The organism is Enterobacter sp. 301B (assembly GCF_003850715.1).
In the GTDB taxonomy this organism is placed as follows: Bacteria; Pseudomonadota; Gammaproteobacteria; order Enterobacterales; family Enterobacteriaceae; genus Enterobacter; species Enterobacter intestinihominis.
Map to the genome: position 1 here is coordinate 233,003 of NZ_PQTC01000002.1, position 15,303 is coordinate 248,305.

General features: G+C 57.6%; 14 protein-coding genes. 4 read left to right on the forward strand and 10 right to left on the reverse strand.

Translation table 11 applies throughout. The features are described 5' to 3' along the window. Positions 1-30: 30 nt before the first annotated feature. The 8 genes from cysA to C3451_RS03530 form a co-directional block, all read right to left on the reverse strand. The gene (cysA, locus tag C3451_RS03495; protein WP_022648949.1) at positions 31-1,125 is read right to left on the reverse strand and encodes a sulfate/thiosulfate ABC transporter ATP-binding protein CysA; all 1,095 of its coding nucleotides are present in this window, start codon (positions 1,123-1,125) and stop codon (positions 31-33) included. Next, entirely contained in the window at positions 1,115-1,990 is an 876-nt protein-coding gene (gene cysW / locus C3451_RS03500) for a sulfate/thiosulfate ABC transporter permease CysW (protein WP_003861305.1), read from the reverse strand. Before cysW ends, cysA begins: the two co-directional genes overlap by 11 nt. After that, positions 1,990-2,823, reverse strand: coding sequence for a sulfate/thiosulfate ABC transporter permease CysT (gene cysT / locus C3451_RS03505; protein WP_045621172.1), 834 nt, complete (start codon positions 2,821-2,823; stop codon positions 1,990-1,992). Before cysT ends, cysW begins: the two co-directional genes overlap by 1 nt. After that, a complete protein-coding gene (locus tag C3451_RS03510; RefSeq protein ID WP_045621174.1) occupies positions 2,823-3,836 on the reverse strand; it encodes a sulfate ABC transporter substrate-binding protein in 1,014 nt (337 codons plus the stop codon). The genes cysT and C3451_RS03510 overlap by 1 nt, the downstream gene beginning before the upstream one ends. Before the next feature lie 176 nt (positions 3,837-4,012). Continuing rightward, positions 4,013-4,912, reverse strand: coding sequence for a Dyp-type peroxidase (locus tag C3451_RS03515; RefSeq protein WP_022648953.1), 900 nt, complete (start codon positions 4,910-4,912; stop codon positions 4,013-4,015). Between the two features lie 92 nt (positions 4,913-5,004). Next, complete coding sequence (locus C3451_RS03520; protein WP_022648954.1) at positions 5,005-5,580, reverse strand: RpoE-regulated lipoprotein; 576 nt, start codon at positions 5,578-5,580, stop codon at positions 5,005-5,007. A gap of 63 nt (positions 5,581-5,643) precedes the next feature. After that, on the reverse strand, positions 5,644-6,093 hold the full coding sequence (locus tag C3451_RS03525) for a DUF2919 domain-containing protein (RefSeq protein ID WP_023306669.1): 450 nt from the start codon (positions 6,091-6,093) through the stop codon (positions 5,644-5,646). After that, entirely contained in the window at positions 6,080-6,505 is a 426-nt protein-coding gene (locus C3451_RS03530) for a GNAT family acetyltransferase (protein WP_003861292.1), read from the reverse strand. The genes C3451_RS03525 and C3451_RS03530 overlap by 14 nt, the downstream gene beginning before the upstream one ends. A gap of 212 nt (positions 6,506-6,717) precedes the next feature. On the opposite strand from C3451_RS03530, the gene amiA reads away from it, so the two are divergent. Both amiA and hemF read left to right on the forward strand, forming a co-directional pair. Then, positions 6,718-7,593 (forward strand): N-acetylmuramoyl-L-alanine amidase AmiA, encoded by an 876-nt coding sequence (amiA, locus tag C3451_RS03540; RefSeq protein ID WP_023306670.1) that lies wholly within the window; start codon positions 6,718-6,720, stop codon positions 7,591-7,593. Then, on the forward strand, positions 7,593-8,492 hold the full coding sequence (gene hemF / locus C3451_RS03545) for an oxygen-dependent coproporphyrinogen oxidase (RefSeq protein WP_023306671.1): 900 nt from the start codon (positions 7,593-7,595) through the stop codon (positions 8,490-8,492). The genes amiA and hemF overlap by 1 nt, the downstream gene beginning before the upstream one ends. A gap of 114 nt (positions 8,493-8,606) precedes the next feature. On the opposite strand, the gene maeB is transcribed toward hemF, so the two are convergent. Then, on the reverse strand, positions 8,607-10,886 hold the full coding sequence (gene maeB, locus C3451_RS03550) for an NADP-dependent oxaloacetate-decarboxylating malate dehydrogenase (protein WP_124304234.1): 2,280 nt from the start codon (positions 10,884-10,886) through the stop codon (positions 8,607-8,609). A gap of 286 nt (positions 10,887-11,172) precedes the next feature. Between maeB and tal the strand changes: the two genes are divergently transcribed. Then, positions 11,173-12,123: a transaldolase gene (gene tal, locus C3451_RS03555; RefSeq protein ID WP_045621177.1), complete on the forward strand. Its 951-nt coding sequence runs from the start codon at positions 11,173-11,175 to the stop codon at positions 12,121-12,123. A gap of 19 nt (positions 12,124-12,142) precedes the next feature. Continuing rightward, positions 12,143-14,131: a transketolase gene (tkt, locus tag C3451_RS03560; RefSeq protein WP_045621179.1), complete on the forward strand. Its 1,989-nt coding sequence runs from the start codon at positions 12,143-12,145 to the stop codon at positions 14,129-14,131. 81 nt (positions 14,132-14,212) lie between these two features. Here the strand turns inward: tkt and C3451_RS03565 are convergent, their stop codons facing one another. After that, positions 14,213-15,256, reverse strand: a complete 1,044-nt coding sequence (locus tag C3451_RS03565) for a DUF1176 domain-containing protein (RefSeq protein ID WP_045309154.1) — start codon at positions 15,254-15,256, stop codon at positions 14,213-14,215. Positions 15,257-15,303 lie beyond the last annotated feature (47 nt).

The following is a 15,303-nucleotide window of genomic DNA, read 5'->3' on the forward strand; positions in this document are numbered from 1 at the left end:
CACCGGGCGAAAAACATACTCAATAACCTATCAGGCTGACTCCGCCAGAGCAATATCCTCGCGCGTCTCGATGCGCTCGTTGCCGTGATAAATGCGCGCGTGTTGCAGCCCCACAAACAGGCGTTCCCCCCGGTGCGGCGGCTCGTCGTCACGCATAACCACGGTCAGCGGCTCGGTGTACCAGCCCAGGGGCTGTACCACTAATTGGGTGTAGTGACCTTTAGGGCTAGCTTCCAGCACCTGCACCGGAAGCGGTGAGTCCAGGCTGGTACGGCGGCTGACGTCCACTTCCCACGGGCGCAGGAACAGATCCACCGGTCCCTGGTGCGCGGAGGTATACCCCAGCGGCCAGCGGTGCGCGCCAACGTGGAACTGACCGCCGCGAATAGTACCCTGAAGGCGGTTTACTTCCCCCATAAACTCCAGCACAAAGCGGGTCGCCGGTTCACGCCAGAGTTGCTCTGGCTCGTCAACCTGCTCAATGTTGCCCTGACTCATCACCACCACGCGGTCGGCTACTTCCATCGCCTCTTCCTGATCGTGGGTCACGAAAACGCTGGTGAACTGGAGTTCCTCATGAAGCTGACGCAGCCAGCGGCGGAGCTCTTTACGCACCTGCGCATCCAGCGCGCCAAACGGTTCGTCCAGCAGCAGGATTTGCGGTTCCACGGCTAACGCACGCGCCAGCGCCACGCGCTGTTTCTGCCCGCCAGAAAGCTGTGCCGGGAAGCGGTCCGCCAGATGAGCCAGCTGCACCATCTCCAGCAGTTTGGTCACTTTCGCTTTGATGGCGGCCGCATTCGGACGCTCACGACGCGGCAGTACGGTCAGACCAAACGCGATGTTGTCGAATACCGTCATGTGGCGGAACAGGGCGTAGTGCTGGAATACAAAACCCACTTTACGGTCGCGGGCATGCAAACGGCTTACGTCCGTACCGTGGAAGCGGATATGTCCGCTGGTCTGGTGCTCAAGCCCGGCGATAATACGCAGCAGCGTGGTTTTACCGGAGCCAGACGGCCCCAGCAGCGCCACCATTTGTCCGGAAGGGATATCCAGCGAGATATCATTCAGCACCTGGGTGCGACCAAAAGACTTCTTAATATTGGCAATCTCAATGCTCATGATTTCCCTCCTGATGCTGACGTTTTTCCTGATTCTCTAAACGCCACTGCACCACACTCTTCAAAAACAGGGTCAAAATCGCCATCAGCGTCAGCAACGCTGCGGCAGTAAAGGAACCGACGGTGTTGTAGTCCTGTTCCAGTAATTCAATCTGTAACGGCAGCGACAGGGTTTCGCCGCGAATCGAGCCGGATACCACCGACACCGCGCCAAACTCACCGATCGCACGGGCGTTGGTCAGTACCACGCCGTAAAGCAGTGCCCAGCGGATATTCGGCAGCGTGACGCGGCGGAACATCTGCCAGCCGGAAGCGCCGAGCAGCACCGCGGCTTCATCTTCATGGCTGCCCTGGCTGAGCATCACCGGCACCAGCTCGCGTACCACGAACGGACAGGTGACAAAGACGGTCACCAGCACCATCCCGGGCCAGGCGAACATGATCTGCAGGTCGTGTTCATCCAGCCAGCCGCCCAGCGGGCCATTGGAACCGTAGAAGAGCAGATAAACCAGACCCGCCACCACCGGTGACACCGCAAACGGGATATCCAGCAGGGTCAGCAGCAGCTGACGCCCCGGGAAGTTAAAGCGCGTTACCAGCCAGGCCAGCAATACGCCAAACACCAGATTCACCGGGACGGTGATCAGGGCAATCATGACCGTCAGCCAGATGGCGTGGAGCATGTCCGGATCGGCCAGGTTTTGCAGCGCGGGCATAATCCCTTTGCTGAAGGCCTGAACGAAGATGTACACCATCGGCACGACGAGAATGAATGCGGAGACCAGCACGCCGGTACCAATCAGAAACCATTTGCCCCAGTTGATGCGGGGCGCGTCATAGCGCTTCAATTGCGTAACTTCCGCCATCAGTGACCTACCACACGTCGACCAAAGCGACTTTGCAGAGTGTTAATCGAGAACAGCAGTAGCAGCGACGCGGCAAGGATCACCGAGGCAATCGCACTCGCGGCCGGATAATCAAACTCCTGCAAACGGACAAAAATCATCAGCGAGGTTACTTCGGTTTTCCACGCGATGTTCCCGGCGATAAAAATGACCGCGCCAAATTCACCGAGGCTGCGGGTAAAGGAGAGCGCGATACCCGCCAGCAACGCCGGAGAGAGTTCCGGCAGCACGACCTTGCGAAAACTCTGCCAGCGCGTGGCGCCGAGCGTTTCTGCGGCCTCTTCGTATTCGGGTCCTAACTCTTCCAGCACCGGCTGCACGGTACGTACCACAAACGGGATGCTGGTAAAGGCCATGGCCACCGCGATACCGAGCCAGGTATAGGTCACTTTGATATCAAACTTCGCCAGCCACTCACCGTAAAAGCCGTTCACGGAAAACAGCGACGCCAGCGTCAAACCGGCAACCGCCGTCGGCAGGGCAAACGGCAGATCCATCAGCGCGTCGAGCAGGGTGCGGCCCGGGAAGCGATAGCGAGTTAAGATCCACGCCATCAGCAGGCCAAACACGCCGTTAAAAATCGAGGCCACGAACGCAGACAGCAGGGTGACCTGGTAGGCCGCCACCACCTGCGGGTTAGTAATCACTTCCCAGTACTGGGACCAGCTCATCTCAGCGAGCTGCATCACCAGCGCGCTGAGCGGTAATAACAAAATCAGACAGACGAACAGCAGGCTGGTCCCGAGGCTTAAGGTAAAGCCCGGCAGCACACGTCTGGAGGACACTGCAAACATTACTTACGCCCCGCTGCCAGCAGTTTGTCCAACTCACCGCCGCTGACAAAATGCGTTTTCATGACCTCAGGCCAGGCGCCAAAATGATCTTCCACGCGGAACAGCTCGGTCTGCGGGAATTTGTCTTTCAGCTTGCTCATCACGTCCGGGTTGTTGACACGGTAGTAGTAGTCGGTGATAACGGTCTGCGCCTGCGGGCTGTACAGATAGTTCAGGTAGGCTTTCGCCGCCTTTTCTGTGCCGTTAGCCTTAACGTTTTTATCCACCCACGCCACCGGGAACTCGGCCAGAATGTTCGTTTTCGGGATAACCACTTCGAAGCCCTGCGCTTCGTACTGTTTACGAATATTGTTCACTTCGGATTCAAAGCTGATCAGTACGTCGCCCAGCCCGCGCTCGGCGAAGGTGGTGGTTGCGCCACGACCTCCGGTATCAAACACCTCGACGTTTTTCAGGAACTGGGTCATAAACTGTTCGGTTTTCGCTTTATCGTTACCGTCAGCTTTGTCCGCCGCGCCCCACGCCGCCAGATAGGTGTAACGTGCGTTGCCGGAGGTTTTCGGATTCGGGAAGATCAGCTTTACGTCTGAACGCACCAGGTCGTTCCAGTCGTGGATGTTCTTCGGGTTGCCCTTGCGTACCAGGAAGCCCATGGTGGAGTAAAATGGCGAACTGTTGTTCGGCAGGCGGCTTTGCCAGTTCGCCGGGATCAGTTTGCCTTTGTCGTGCAGGATCTGCACGTCCGTGACCTGGTTGTAGGTCACCACGTCCGCTTTCAGCCCCTGCAAAATGGCCAGCGCCTGCTTAGATGAGCCAGCGTGCGACTGCTTGATGGTCAGCTTGTCGCCGCTGTTCTCTTTCGCCCACTGCTGTTCAAATGCGGGATTAAGGGCGGCAAACAGCTCGCGCGAAACATCATAAGAACTGTTCAGCAACTCGGTTGCCTGCGCCTGCGCCACCAGCAGTAAACCTGCCAGTGCCAGCGATCCTTTTTTCAGTACAGTAACGGCCATTGCGCACCCTTATAAATGTGATGACTATCTTATAGTCATAATATTTATAACGGAGTCTAAAGGAGTAACGGTTTTATATACCGTTTGGTGATTTAGAAGCAGAAAAGGGAATAAGAGGTGCGGGAGAAATTGCCGGGTGGCGCTCACGCTTACCCGGCCTACGAATGGAGAGCGATTTACAACGCCAGCAGGCGCTCAACGGACGGCGCAAAGTAGTAGCCGCCGGTCACCGGGCGGGTGAAGCGCAGCATGGCGTCACGCTTACCGTCGGTATCGCCAAACATGCTCAGCAGCTGCTGTTCGATGTTGTAGAGGCGTGCGCAGTAAGCGCAGAAGTACAGGCCGTGCGTACCGCTCGCGGTGCCGTACGGCAGGCTCTGGCGAACAATCTTCAGCCCCTTACCGTCTTCTTTAAGGTCAACGCGGGACAGGTGGGAAGTGACCGGACGCGCATCGCCGTCAATCTCTTCATTGGCATCTTTGGTACGGCCAATCATCATCTCCTGGTCATGCACGCTCATGCGGTTAAGCTGCCTGAGGTTATGCTCCCAGCGCTGGACGAACACATAGCTGCCGCCCGCGTCCACGCCATCCTTGATTACAGCCACCTCGCGACGCGTCTCTTCCCCGGCCGGGTTTTCGGTGCCGTCGACGAAGCCGCTCAAATCGCGCTCTTCCACCCAGCGGAAACCGTGGATCTCTTCCTGCACGTCGATACTGTCACCAAAGGCCTCAATCGCAGCCTGAGCGACAGAAAAGTTCACGTCGTGACGCAGGGAGAGGATATGGATCAGAACGTCATACTGGGTGGCGGGCGCAAGACCTTTGCCATAAGGAATAAAGTCTTTCAGCTCTTCTGCGCCTTCGCCGCCGCTCAGATGACGCCAGACGGTGCTGCCAAAGGCGACCACCGCGCCCAGATGGGCTTCGGGGAATTTGGCCTGGAAGGTGGCCAGTTTATCAACGAATACTTTGCTGGCCGCGCGCAGGGCATCCACGTCCCCTTTGACGTTGGCTTCAATCCAAATCGCCGCCCGGCAATGTTCTGGCAAAATGCCACTCTGAACCTGAGACATCGCTCCTCCTGAAATAAAGATGCCACGACAGCGTGGCATTGATGGCGGCTATTATACCCGGATTTCAGCGAGGCGGCTTGCTCAGGCGCAAATTACTGCTGCCAGATAATTTTGCTCACTTTCCACTTTTTCAGGGTGTCGTCAGACGGCATTAACCCTTCCGGACCGTTCCAGGTGCCGCTGAACACATAGCTAATATGCTGGCTGCCGTCGGCCTTACACTCGACCGCCACGCTCTCCTCCGATGGCACACTGGCGCAGTGGCCAAACGCTTTCTGATAGAGTTCGCCAAACGGCGTTCCCACCTTCACGCCACCTGAGGTCGGGATCTCTTCATCCATCACCGCAATGCGGTTGACCGTACCTTTATCGCCGTTGATGACCATTGCCACCTTGTCATCTTTCAACGCTTCGAAATAGCGCACGATGTTGCCGTTCTCGGTTTTCATGCCGCTGCGCAGGCGATAATCACTGCCGATGGCATCCTGAATGGCATCCTGATCCAGCGCCGTCGAGGCGGTGATTTTGCCCACGCCCTGCTCGGTCACTTCCATTGAGGAGCCAAACCAGTTCCACGGATAGGCCGCAGACCAGTTGATGGATGAGAGCGTGGAACAGCCGGTTAACGCCAGCGGGAGAGCGCATAAAAGTAAACGCAGCGATTTCATTGAGACGTCCTTACGTAGTAAATCAACGCTTGTTGGAGTGCAGTATCGGCAAAAAGTGCCGTTTTAATCTGGCTCTTGCGTAAAACAGGCGCGTAAACGGGGATTCGTGACCAGCCACAGCAGCGCGACAATATCCGCCACCACCAGTGCAATCCCGATACCCGAAAGCGGCTCGCCGTACAGCCAGAGCAAGGGTTGCCAGACCAGAAGCACAAACTGCGCCAGGATCAACAGCCAGCGAAGCGCGCGCCAGAAGCGCGGAATGGCTTGCCGCCGTCCGCTGCACAGAAACGCCAGGACCGCCGGTACGCCCGGCAGTAACCCCAGCCAGAACGCATCGTGATCGGGATAAAAGAGATTCAGTAACGTATCGCCCTGCCCGCGCGACGCGCCAGCCATCACGAACAGCACCCAGGTGCGGGCCTGCAACAGCAGAACGCACCAGAACAAAAAAGGCAGACGAAGACGACCGTGAACGTCGTAGTCGCCAGGGTGGAACTCAGTACTCTTCATCTTCGATCAGGCGCTTACCCAGCGTCAGTACATCCGCGTGCTCGTAGCCCAGACGTTCATACATGCCCAGCACCACGTCGTTATCTTCCCGGACCATAATCTGGATTTTCGGGCAGCCACGGGCGATCAGTTTCTTTTCCAGACGGTTAAGCAGCGCGTTGGCGATGCCGCGCGCGCGGTATTCCGGGTGCACGCCCAGATAGTAGGCCGAGCCGCGGTGGCCGTCGTACCCGCCCATCACCGTCCCGACCACTTCGCCGTTGACCTCAGCGACCAGAAACAGACTGACGTCGTGATTCACCTTCCGTTCGATGTCCATTTCCGGATCGTTCCACGGACGCAGCAGATCGCAGCGCTCCCAAAGGGTGATCACCTCTTCGAAATCTTCCTGGCGAAAAACGCGTATCTCCATGGTATTAACCGCCTTTTCGGGTTTAAAAACAGTGATTATGGCGTGAACAGGGCGTTTAGCCAATAACCGGGGAAAAACTCGCCAAAATTTGGCATAATGTCACTTTGTCACGTATTGAAATGAAAAGTAAAACAATTCTCAATAAGGACTGTCGTAACGGGAAACACGATACGATATAACACCAGGACCCCAATTTTTACAATTCAGGCCGCATGAGCACATTCAAACCATTAAAAGCACTCACATCGCGTCGTCAGGTTCTCAAAGCGGGGCTGGCGGCCTTAACGTTATCGGGTATCGCAAAGCAGGCTCAGGCAAAAGAAGAGAGCACGCTTAAAACCAGTAACGGACACAGCAAGCCGAAAACCAAAAAAGCTGGCGCAAAGCGTCTGGTCATGCTCGATCCGGGCCACGGCGGGATCGACACCGGCGCCATTGGCCGAAACGGGTCGAAAGAAAAACACGTCGTGCTGGCAATTGCAAAAAATGTACGCGCAATTTTACGCAGCAACGGTATTGACGCCCGCCTGACGCGCACGGGCGACACGTTTATCCCGCTGTACGATCGCGTGGAGATTGCCCACAAGCACGGCGCAGACCTGTTTATGTCCATTCATGCGGATGGCTTCACAAACCCTTCCGCCGCAGGCGCCTCGGTATTTGCGCTCTCCAACCGTGGCGCCAGTAGCGCCATGGCGAAATACCTCTCCGATCGCGAAAACCGGGCGGATGAAGTGGCCGGGAAAAAAGCCACCGACAAAGACCATCTGTTGCAGCAGGTTCTGTTCGATCTCGTGCAGACCGATACCATCAAAAACAGCCTGACGCTCGGCTCGCATATCCTCAAACGGATTAAGCCCGTGCACCGTCTGCACAGTAAAAGCACCGAGCAGGCCGCGTTTGTGGTGCTGAAGTCACCGTCTATTCCGTCCGTGCTGGTGGAAACCTCGTTCATTACCAACCCGGAAGAAGAGCGTTTACTCGGCACTAAGGCGTTTCGTCAGAAGATCGCGAACGCCATCGCCTCCGGGGTCATCAGTTATTTCAACTGGTTCGATAATCAAAAAGCGCACTCCAGGAAACGTTGATGAAACCGAATGCACAGCTGGTCAAAACTTTCCTGATGCAGCTCCAGGACGCGATTTGCCAGAAACTGACCGCCGCAGACGGCGGTGAATTCCAGGAAGACACCTGGCAGCGCGAAGCGGGCGGCGGCGGGCGCAGCCGCGTGCTGCGTAACGGCGGTATTTTTGAACAGGCCGGGGTCAACTTCTCCCACGTCCACGGTGATGCAATGCCAGCGTCCGCCACGGCGCATCGGCCTGAACTGGCGGGCCGCAGCTTCGAGGCGATGGGCGTATCGCTGGTGGTGCATCCGCATAACCCGTTTGTGCCAACCAGCCACGCCAACGTGCGCTTTTTCATCGCGGAAAAACCGGGAGCCGATCCGGTCTGGTGGTTTGGCGGCGGTTTCGACTTAACTCCTTACTATGGCTTCGAAGAGGATGCCGTGCACTGGCACACCACCGCGCGCGACCTCTGCCTGCCGTTTGGCGAAGACGTTTACCCTAAATATAAAAAGTGGTGCGATGACTATTTCTATCTGAAGCATCGCGACGAGCAGCGCGGCATCGGCGGGCTGTTCTTTGACGATCTCAACACGCCGGATTTTGATACCGCGTTCAGCTTTATGCGCGCGGTGGGTGAAGGCTTTACCGACGCCTATCTTCCGATTGTCGAACGCCGCAAAGACACCGACTACGGCGTGCGCGAGCGTGAGTTCCAGCTCTACCGTCGCGGGCGCTACGTGGAGTTTAATCTGGTGTGGGATCGCGGGACGCTGTTTGGCCTGCAAACCGGCGGGCGCACGGAGTCCATTCTGATGTCGATGCCGCCGCTGGTGCGCTGGGAATACAGCTACGCGCCAAAAGAAGGCAGCCCGGAGGCTGCCTTGAGTGAGTTTATTAAGGTTCGGGACTGGGTTTAACCCTTACCCCTCACCCCGGCCCTCTCCCCAAAGGGGCGAGGGTGAAAAGACGGCTCAGAGCAGTCCCCTCTCCCCTATGGGGAGAGGGTTAGGGTGAGGGGCGAGGGCAATAAATTACAGCGGCTGCGTCTGCGCCTCAACCACCGCCAGCGCCACCATGTTGACGATACGACGCACGGAGGCAATCGGCGTTAACACATGTACCGGTTTTGACACCCCCATCAGCACTGGCCCTACGGTCACCCCTTCAGAACTCGACACGCGCAGCAGGTTATAGCTAATACGCGCCGCTTCCACGTTCGGCATAATCAGCACGTTCGCCGAGCCTTTCAGCGGGCTGTCCGGCATACGTTCATTACGAATACTCTCCACCAGCGCGGCGTCGCCGTGCATCTCGCCGTCGATCATCAGCTCCGGCGCACGCTCGCGCACCAGGTCCAGCGTCTGGCGCATTTTGCACGCCGCCGCGGATTTGGATGACCCGAAGTTTGAGTGCGACAGCAGCGCCACTTTCGGCTCGATACCAAAGCGGCGCACGGTTTCCGCCGCCATCACGGTGATTTCCGCCAGTTCGTCCGGGGAGGGATCGTCGTTGACGTAGGTATCGGCGATAAAGGTGTTACCGCTTGGCAGCAGCAGCGCGTTCATTGCGCCGGCAGTATGGACGCCCTCGCGATAGCCGAAGATCTCCTGTACCACGCTGAAATGCTCATGGTACTCGCCGATGGTGCCGCAGATCAGCGCATCCGCCTCACCGCGATGAACCATGATCGCGCCGATCACCGTGGTGTTGCTGATCACCGCCCGCTGCGCCTGCTCCTGGGTGATCCCGCGACGCTTCATGATCGAATAGTATTCGTTCCAGTACTCTTTGAAGCGCGGATCGGATTCGTTGTTAACGATCTCAAAGTCCACGCCCGGCTTAATTTGCAGGCCGAGCTTCTGAATACGCATCTCGATCACGCTCGGACGACCAATCAGGATCGGTTTCGCCAGCCCTAAGGTGATCAGCTCCTGCGTGGCATGCAGCACGCGCGCCTCTTCCCCTTCCGCCAGCACCACGCGCTTCGCGTCGGCGCGCGCCTGGGAGAAGATCGGCTTCATAAACAGGTTGGTTTTGTAAACGAACTCGGTGAGTTTATCGACGTAGGCATCGAAATCTTCAATCGGCCGCGTCGCCACGCCGGAGTCCATCGCCGCTTTGGCCACCGCTGGCGCGATCTTCACGATCAGACGCGGGTCAAATGGTTTAGGGATGATGTAGTCGGGGCCGAAGCTCAGATCCTGATCGCCGTAGGCGGAGGCCACCACTTCGCTCTGCTCGGCGTGCGCCAGCTCTGCGATAGCATGAACGGCAGCCAGCTTCATCTCTTCGTTGATCGCCGTGGCGCCGACGTCCAGCGCCCCGCGGAAGATGAACGGGAAGCAGAGCACGTTGTTCACCTGGTTCGGGTAGTCCGAACGTCCGGTGCAGATGATAGCGTCTTCACGCACCGCCTTCGCCAGCGGCGGCAGAATTTCCGGCTCCGGGTTCGCCAGAGCCAGGATCATTGGCGCGCGCGCCATCTTCTGCACCATCTCCTGGGTCAGCACTTTCGGGCCTGAACAGCCGAGGAAAATGTCAGCACCGTCAATCACGTCTTCAAGCGTGCGCTTGCCGTCGTCTTCCACCGCATAGGCCGCCTTGGTTTCCGCCATGTTTGGCTCGCGGTCTTTGCAGATCACGCCCTTGGAGTCGCAGACCACAATATTGTGCTTCTGCATGCCCAGCGCCACCAGCAGGTTCATACAGGCGATGGCCGCGGCGCCTGCGCCGGAGACCACCATGCGCACGTCGGAGAGATTTTTCTCCACCACGCGCAGGCCGTTCAGAATGGCGGCGGTACTGATAATCGCCGTGCCGTGCTGGTCGTCATGGAACACGGGAATGTTCATACGCTCGCGCAGCTTCTGCTCGATATAGAAACATTCCGGCGCTTTGATGTCTTCCAGGTTGATGCCGCCGAAGGTCGGCTCCAGCGCCGCCACCACGTTGATGAATTTATCCGGATCCAGTTCGTCCACTTCGATATCGAAGACGTCGATACCGGCAAATTTCTTAAACAGAACGCCTTTCCCTTCCATCACCGGCTTACCAGCCAGCGCACCGATGTTCCCTAACCCCAGCACCGCCGTACCGTTAGAGATAACGGCCACCAGGTTACCGCGCGCAGTGTATTTGTACGCTGCCAGCGGATCTTTTTCGATTTCCAGACACGGAGCAGCCACGCCCGGCGAGTAGGCCAGCGCCAGATCGCGCTGAGTCGCCAGCGGTTTGGTCGGGGATACCTGGATTTTACCCGGAACAGGAAACTCGTGAAAATCGAGAGCGCTTTGTTTTAACTGATCATCCATCTTGTTATTCCTTTCACGTTTCGGTCAAAAAGGGTGATGTCGACGTTCCTATGCACACCCTGGTGTGCCGCATAGTATCGCCGCAGGCAGGCTCCTAAACTTTGAAGGCTGCCAAACTCTCACCATTGCAGAATAAAAATTGTTATCAATTTATAACAGCCATGTTACCCGTCTCAGAAAGCAATGCCTCCCCCGTCTGCTATGCTTTTTTGTTAAGTCCATCATGATTTTCTCAGAAGTGTGAACTAACGCACTCGACTAACTCTTTTATTTCCAAGGAGTAATTATGAACCAGCTAGACGGCATCAAACAATTTACCACCGTGGTTGCAGACAGCGGCGACATCGAGTCGATTCGTCACTACCAGCCGGAAGACGCGACCACCAATCCCTCTCTGCTGCTCAAGGCGGCCGGTCTTGCGCACTTTAGTCATCTGATTGATGACGCCCTTGCCTACGGCAAACAGCGCGGGAAAACGCAGGAACATCAGGTCGCCGAAGCCAGCGACAAGCTGGCGGTCAATATCGGTGCGGAAATTCTTAAAAGCATACCGGGACGCGTCTCTACCGAAGTGGACGCCCGCCTCTCGTTCGACCAGGAAAAGAGCATCAACAAGGCCCGCCGCATAGTGGAACTCTACCAGGAGCAGGGAATCGATAAGTCACGCATTCTGATCAAGCTTGCGTCTACCTGGGAAGGCATCCGCGCGGCGGAAGTGCTGGAGAAAGAGGGGATCCACTGCAACCTGACGCTACTGTTCTCCTTCGCCCAGGCGCGTGCCTGCGCCGAAGCGGGCGTGTTCCTGATTTCACCGTTTGTCGGGCGTATCTACGACTGGTATCAGGCGAAACAGCCAATGGATCCGTACGTGGTGGAAGAAGATCCTGGCGTAAAATCGGTGCGTAATATCTACGATTATTACAAGCAGCATCGCTACGAGACCATCGTGATGGGGGCCAGCTTCCGCCGCACCGAGCAGATCCTGGCGCTCGCGGGCTGTGACCGTCTGACCATCTCTCCTGACCTGCTGAAAAAGCTTCAGGAGAGTGAAGAGACGGTGATCCGCAAGCTGGTACCGACCTCTACCGTTCTGCCAAAACCGAAACCCATGACCGAAGCGGAATTCCGCTGGGAGCACAATCAGGATCCGATGGCCGTGGAAAAACTGGCAGATGGCATCCGCCAGTTCGCCGTCGACCAGCGCAAACTCGAAGATCTTCTCGCCGCCAAACTTTAACCTTGCCACGGAGTGAACTATGTCCCGTAAAGAGCTCGCCAACGCCATTCGCGCCCTCAGCATGGATGCCGTACAAAAAGCCAATTCCGGCCACCCTGGCGCCCCCATGGGTATGGCTGATATTGCCGAAGTGCTGTGGAACGACTTCCTGAAGCACAACCCGACCGATCCGACCTGGTACGATCGCGACCGTTTTATTCTCTCCAACGGTCATGCCTCGATGCTGCTCTACAGCCTGCTGCACCTCTCCGGCTACGACCTGCCGCTTGAGGAGTTAAAAAACTTCCGCCAGCTGCACTCCAAAACGCCGGGCCACCCGGAGATCGGCTATACGCCGGGTGTTGAAACCACTACCGGCCCGCTGGGCCAGGGGCTGGCGAATGCCGTCGGCCTGGCGATTGCAGAGCGTACGCTGGCCGCGCAGTTCAACCAGCCCGACCACGAGATTGTCGATCACTACACCTATGTCTTTATGGGTGATGGCTGCCTGATGGAGGGGATCTCCCACGAGGTCTGCTCGCTGGCGGGCACCCTGGGGCTGGGCAAGCTGATTGGCTTCTACGATCACAACGGTATCTCCATTGACGGGGAAACCGAGGGCTGGTTTACCGACGACACGGCAAAACGCTTTGAAGCCTATCACTGGCACGTAGTGCACGAAATCGACGGTCACGATCCTGAGGCGGTGAAAAAAGCGATTCAGGAAGCGCAGAGCGTAAAGGACAAACCGTCCCTGATCGTCTGCCGCACCACCATCGGCTTCGGCTCGCCGAACAAAGCGGGTAAAGAAGAGGCGCACGGCGCGGCGCTGGGTGAAGAGGAAGTGGCGCTGACCCGCCAGAAACTGGGCTGGAAACACCCGGCCTTTGAGATCCCAAAAGAGATCTACAGGGCCTGGGATGCTCGCGAAACAGGTGAAAAAGCGCAGCAGGCCTGGAACGAGAAGTTTGCTGCCTACAAAAAAGCGTATCCGGAGCTGGCGGCCGAATTTAACCGCCGCATGAGCGGTAGCCTGCCGGAAGACTGGGAAGAGAAAACTCAGGCGCTGATTGAAAACCTGCAATCTAACCCGGCGAAAATTGCCACCCGTAAGGCGTCACAAAACACCCTGAACGCGATTGGCCCTGTCCTGCCCGAACTGCTGGGCGGCTCGGCGGATCTGGCGCCAAGTAACCTCACCATCTGGTCTGGCTCTAAATCCCTGAAGGAAGACATTGCCGGAAACTATATCCACTACGGCGTGCGCGAGTTCGGGATGACCGCCATTGCCAACGGTATCGCCCACCATGGCGGCTTCGTGCCGTACACCGCCACCTTCCTGATGTTTGTCGAATATGCCCGTAACGCGGCGCGTATGGCGGCCCTGATGAAGGCGCGGCAAATCATGGTGTATACCCACGACTCCATCGGTCTGGGTGAAGATGGGCCGACGCACCAGGCGGTAGAGCAGCTGGCGAGCCTGCGCCTGACGCCAAACTTCAGTACCTGGCGTCCGTGCGATCAGGTTGAAGCGGCTGTGGGCTGGAAGCTGGCCGTAGAGCGCCATAACGGACCCACAGCGCTGATCCTGTCGCGCCAGAACCTGGCGCAGATCGAGCGCACGCCGGAGCAGGTGAAAAATATCGCCCGCGGCGGGTACATCCTGAAAGACAGCGGCGGTAAGCCGGACGTGATCCTGATTGCCACCGGTTCAGAGGTGGAAATCACGGTAAAAGCGGCCGAGAAACTGACCGCCGAGGGTCACGCGGTGCGCGTGGTTTCCCTGCCTTCAACGGATATCTTTGATGCCCAGGATGAGGCGTACCGCGAATCGGTGCTGCCTTCAAACGTCGCGGCGCGCGTGGCGGTTGAAGCTGGCATTGCCGACTACTGGTACAAATATGTGGGTCTGAAAGGGGCGATTGTCGGCATGAAGGGTTACGGTGAATCCGCCCCGGCCGATAAGCTGTTCCCGTACTTCGGCTTTACCGTTGAGAATGTGGTGGAGAAAGCGCTGAGCGTGCTGTAGTGCAGTCTTCGTGCCCGGTGGCGGCTAAGCCTTACCGGGCCTACAAATCGCTAAAACGTAGGCCCGGTAAGCGACAGAGCCCTACCTTGTGATCCACAGCGTGGGCCAGGCATCTGGCCCATTCCAGTTATCGCAGCTTGGCTCTTCCGCGTAGCGCACCAGGCGGAAGCGCTGGCCGTTAAAACGCCAGCGGGTCTGGATCCCACAGTCGCCAATCCCGCGTCCCAGTGCCAGCGTGGTCAGCTCGCGCGTTTTTTCATCGAAGCTGGCATTCATCAGCTCCATGTCGCTACTCTGGCTGGAAGGGGTAAACGGCAGGCGCAATCTCACGCTTCTGGCAGCAAACGGTTTTTTACGCGACACCAGCCACGCCAGATCGACGGTGTTGTACGCCCCCGCCTCACAGCTGATGATCATCAGCGCTTTGTCATCGGTCAACGCGGTCACGCGCACTTCACGCCGGTTCGGATCGAGGGAGCACTGGCTGTGGTTCATGCGCCAGGTACCGTAATCCAGCAGATCGTTAAGTTCGTTATGCGTCAGCGGCGTTGGCGTGGGGTTCACCACTGCCACCTTTTTTAATGCCGGCGCAGGCGGCACGCTCAGCGGTGGACTATCTCCTTTTTTAATCCATGCCGTTTCACTTCCGACGCGTTTTTGCTGGGCATCAATAAACAGCAGCGCCGCTTTCAGACCGGCCAGGGAGATTGTCTGCTTCCCCCCGCGCAGGGTCAGCGCCTGCCCCTCCTGAATGGTTTTCAGAAACGTGGTGATGGTGCCCGTATCGTCTGTTTTAAGATGCCAGGGGGTTAACTGCCAGTGTTGCGACGTGAGCTGAAACGGCACATTGTCGAGCAGCAGGCGCGGGGCAATGTCAGGCTCTTTCACCGGAGGCGTCGAAAGACCGCCGAGATCGATGCGCAGGCTGGCGTCTGTTTTTGCCCCCGCACTGCGGCTCAGCGTCATGACCAGACCGCGATGCTCGCCGGTGTTGCGCGCTACGCAGAAATTCTGGTTATTGCAGGTCACCTGCCAGTCTGAAAAAGACTGCTGCGCAGGCGCAGCCCACACCAAAGGCGCGGGAAGCACGCAAATGAAGAAGAGAAGAAAAACGCAGTAGCGCATGAACGGCACAGCCCCGGAAACGAATAGGTCAATCTGGGGCGTATCTT